The sequence below is a fragment of the Pseudomonadota bacterium genome (assembly GCA_039815145.1).
GTDB lineage: Bacteria > Pseudomonadota > Gammaproteobacteria > Steroidobacterales > JBCBZW01 > JBCBZW01.
In genome coordinates, this window is record JBCBZW010000247.1 from 1 (window position 1) to 3,669 (window position 3,669).

The following is a 3,669-nucleotide window of genomic DNA, read 5'->3' on the forward strand; positions in this document are numbered from 1 at the left end:
GCCTCGCGACGGGTGAGGTCGTATTCGGAGTCGCTCACGATCACCTCGACGCGCAGGTCGGGGTGGGTGGTGGCGAGGCGTGCCAGGATCGGCGCCACGTGATCGGCGGCCAGGTTGGCGTTGGTGGTCAGGCGCACGTCGCCGGCGGGGCGATCGTCTCGTCCCAGGGCGGCGCGGGCGAGGTCGTCCACGGCATCCGCCGCGCGCTCGGCGTGGGCCAGGAGTTCGCTGCCGGTGGCGGTGGCGGTATAGCCCGTCGGCAGGCGGTCGAAGAGGCGAACGCCCAGGTCCTGCTCGAGGGCGGCGAGGCGACGAAACACGGTGGAATGGTTCTTCCCGAGCGCCTGCGCAGCGCCTGACAGCGAGCCGTGTTTGGCCACCGCCAGGGCGATCGGTATGTCGTTCCAGTTCATCGCGTGTGCACGCCTTGCAGAATTGCAATATCAGCTTTCGATAATCTATCTATCGAAGCGATTCTGCAAGTCGTAGCCTGTCTCCATCGGCACTGACGGTGCCCCAGCAACTCGATACTTGGAGATGAGCAAATGACCACCAGTCAATCCCACAACGCTGCTGCCCTGACCCTTCGCTTAGGCCTCGGGGCGGTCTTCCTGGCGCACAGCGTGTACCTGAAGTTGTTCGTATTCACCCTGCCGGGCACGGCGCAGTTCTTCGGCTCGATCGGCCTGCCGGGGTGGCTCGCGTACGGTGTCTTCGCGGCGGAAGCCGTAGGCGGGCTGGCCATGCTGGCAGGCGTCGCGGTTCGCCCGGTCGCGCTCGCGCTGCTGGGCGTGAGCCTGGGGGCCACCTGGGCTCACAGTGGCGCCGGATGGTTGTTCACCAACACGGGCGGCGGCTGGGAGTTCCCGGCGTTCCTCGCCCTAACCACCGCGGTCCAACTGCTCTTGGGCGCTGGCGAATGGCGACTGCGCCTGTCGGTGCCGCGTCGGGCCGATGCGCCCAGCGCCGCAGTCATCGCCGCGGCCTGACCGTCTCGCCATGCGCGGTTTGTTTCTCTCGCACGGAGCGCCCGACATCCTGTTGGGCGCTCACCCCGCACGAACGTTCTGGCGCACGCTGGGGGAGCGGATGACCGCTCCCTCTTCGGTGGTGCTGGTGTCTGCCCACCACGAGCAGCCCGAAGTGCAGATCAGTGCTGACCCCGCCCCACCCACGGTGTACGACTTCTACGGCTTCCCGGCGCCGCTCTATCAGTTGACCTACGCCGCGCCTGGAGCGCCCGAAATAGCTCATTCGCTCGTCGAATCGATGCGCAGAGCAGGCGCGCTCTGCTCGGTGCAGGAGACGGCACGACGGGGGTTCGATCACGGCGCATGGGTGCCGTTGCTGGAGCTATTCCCTCAGGCGAATGTGCCAGTGGTGCAGGTGAGTCTGCTGTGCGAAGCCGGCGATGCGGCTGGACAGGCCGAACGCCATGTTCAGCTCGGGGCTGCGCTGGGGGACGCACTGCCCGAGGATGCGCTGCTGATCGGGTCTGGATCCCTCACCCACGCGGTGCCGGAGCGCGGTCAGCGTGGTGATACACCGCATTGGGTAGAGGCCTTTCGCGCGTGGGTCCACGAGGCTGTGTCGAGGCAGGATATGCAGGCCCTGCAGGCGTATCGCACGGAGGCACCTTTCGCACAGCGCAACCACCCCACGCAGGAACACCTGATGCCTCTGTTCGTCCTGTTAGGGGCCTTCGGCAGTGCCGACGCAACCTTGCTTCACACGAGCACCATGCATGACGTGCTCGCGATGGACGCCTATAGCTGGCGGTAGGTTGATATGAGCTGGCTGGAGCTTGCTAGCGGGAGGGTGGGGCGCTAGCGCTGCAAAGACGCAGTGAAGAGAGTGGCTCCCCGGGACGGGCTCGAACCGCCGACCTAGTGATTAACAGTCACCCGCTCTACCAACTGAGCTACCGGGGAATACCTGGGCACGGGACGGAAGCCCGCGAGCCGCGTAGTCTGGTGCGACGCACCTCAGAAGTCAAGGCTCCAAGGCCGAGGCTCGAAGCCTCGCCAAGGCGCCGCGTCAGGGCACCTCACTGAGGCTATGTTCAGCGCCCGGGAAAGGCTCGGCGAAGTGTGGTCTGGCGCACAGCTCCAGCGCCATCGGTGGGCGCAAGCTGTGTGACTCAGGCAACGTCACCGCCCCTCGAGGTTCCCATGGCTCCTTGGCAGACTTGTGCGTGTCGCGCTGGGGGCGCGTGGCTGACCGCAATGCTCGCGCTGCTCGGTGGGTGCGGCAACTTCCAGGTGCTGGATTGCGCCTCCACCGATTGGGAGGCCTTGGGGGTCGAGGATGGCGCCGCCGGTGCCGATCCCGAAACGCCTGATCACTACCGTACCGTGTGCGACCGCCAGGGGAGCAAGATGGACCTGGTGGCCTACCGCGTGGGCACGGCGGCAGGCCTTCGTCGCTACTGCGTCGAGCCGACCGCCTTCGCCCTGGGTGCTCGGGGCGACGACGCCTTCACCGGGTGCCCCGACGATCTCTCGCGAGCGTTTGCACGGGCCTACGCGGACGGACGAACGGCCTTCGAGGCCGAACAGGCCGCCAAAGCGTTGCGCCAGCAGATCCGCTACAAGCAGCAGGAACGTGACGCGGTGGAGCTCGATCTCGAGGCGGCCCAGGTGCAGGTGCGGGCGGATGGGCTCGGCTTGGGGGCGCGGGCGCAATGGCTTGCCAAGGTCAATGATCTGAACCGCCAGCGGCAGGCCTTGGAGCGGGAGCTCGCCGCGCTCCAGGGGCAGCTCGCCACCACCCAGTCGCTCCTCGCTCAAGCGACGGACGGCGAGGCGAGGGATCCCTGACTCGCCGCGAGGTCAGCCTCGGGACAGGACGCCCCGAATGCGCTCAAGGGCCTCCGTCAGCACCTCGATGCTAGACGCGTAGGACAACCTCACATGCCCGGGAGCGCCGAAGGCAGAGCCGGGCACCACGGCGACCCCCGCGTGCTCGATCAGTCGCTCGCACAGACCGATGTCGTCTTCTATTCCCTGAAGGCTGGCGATGGCCTCGCGGAAATCGGCGAATGCGTAGAAGGCCCCCCCGTTCGGTTCACAGGCCACGCCGGGCAGGCTATCGAGGGCGGGCACGATGAAGTCGTGGCGCTCCTTGAACGCACGACACATCGTCCTGACGCAGTCGAGCCCCCCCTCCAGAGCTGCGACGGCAGCCGCCTGAGACACCGAGCAGGGGCCGGACGTCGATTGCCCCTGCACCTTCACCATCGCTCGCACCAAGGCGGCCGGTCCGGCGGCGTAGCCGATGCGCCAGCCGGTCATGGCGTAGGCCTTGGAGACCCCGTTGACGACGAGCGTGCGATCGGCGAGGGCGGGGCAGACGTTCAGGATGTTCTTGAACGGCTCATCTACCCAACGGATGTGTTCGTAGAGATCATCGGTCAACACCACGACCCGCGGATGACGCAGCAGTACTTCGGCGAGGGCGGTCAGCTGGGCCTCGTCATACACCGCGCCGGTGGGATTGGAGGGGCTGTTGAGGACCAGCACGCGGGTCCGGGGCGTGATGGCGCGCTGGAGTTGTGCGGGTGTGATGCGAAAGCCCAACTCAGGTCCCGCCGGGATGATCACCGGCTCGGCGTCTGCCAGGAGCGCCATGTCGGGGTAGGACACCCAGTAGGGCGCCGGGATGACCACC

At 67.1% G+C, this 3,669-nt stretch carries 5 protein-coding genes and 1 tRNA gene; 3 read left to right on the forward strand and 3 right to left on the reverse strand.

Annotation, left to right across the window (positions count from 1 at the left end; genetic code table 11):
• On the reverse strand, nucleotides 1-413 hold a 413-nt coding region (locus AAF184_25215), incomplete at its 3' end, for a LysR family transcriptional regulator (protein ID MEO0425655.1).
• A gap of 132 nt (nucleotides 414-545) precedes the next feature.
• On the opposite strand from AAF184_25215, the gene AAF184_25220 reads away from it, so the two are divergent.
• Both AAF184_25220 and AAF184_25225 read left to right on the forward strand, forming a co-directional pair.
• The gene (locus tag AAF184_25220) at nucleotides 546-989 is read left to right on the forward strand and encodes a DoxX family protein (protein ID MEO0425656.1); all 444 of its coding nucleotides are present in this window, start codon (nucleotides 546-548) and stop codon (nucleotides 987-989) included.
• Between the two features lie 100 nt (nucleotides 990-1,089).
• A complete protein-coding gene (locus AAF184_25225; protein MEO0425657.1) occupies nucleotides 1,090-1,782 on the forward strand; it encodes a class III extradiol ring-cleavage dioxygenase in 693 nt (230 codons plus the stop codon).
• Between the two features lie 73 nt (nucleotides 1,783-1,855).
• Here the strand turns inward: AAF184_25225 and AAF184_25230 are convergent.
• Nucleotides 1,856-1,931, reverse strand: a tRNA-Asn gene (locus AAF184_25230).
• A 294-nt stretch (nucleotides 1,932-2,225) separates the two neighbouring features.
• Here AAF184_25230 and AAF184_25235 point away from each other — a divergent pair.
• The gene (locus tag AAF184_25235) at nucleotides 2,226-2,819 is read left to right on the forward strand and encodes a DUF2799 domain-containing protein (protein ID MEO0425658.1); all 594 of its coding nucleotides are present in this window, start codon (nucleotides 2,226-2,228) and stop codon (nucleotides 2,817-2,819) included.
• Between the two features lie 12 nt (nucleotides 2,820-2,831).
• Here the strand turns inward: AAF184_25235 and AAF184_25240 are convergent.
• Nucleotides 2,832-3,669: aminotransferase class I/II-fold pyridoxal phosphate-dependent enzyme (locus AAF184_25240; protein ID MEO0425659.1), on the reverse strand; the 838-nt coding region annotated here is incomplete at its 5' end.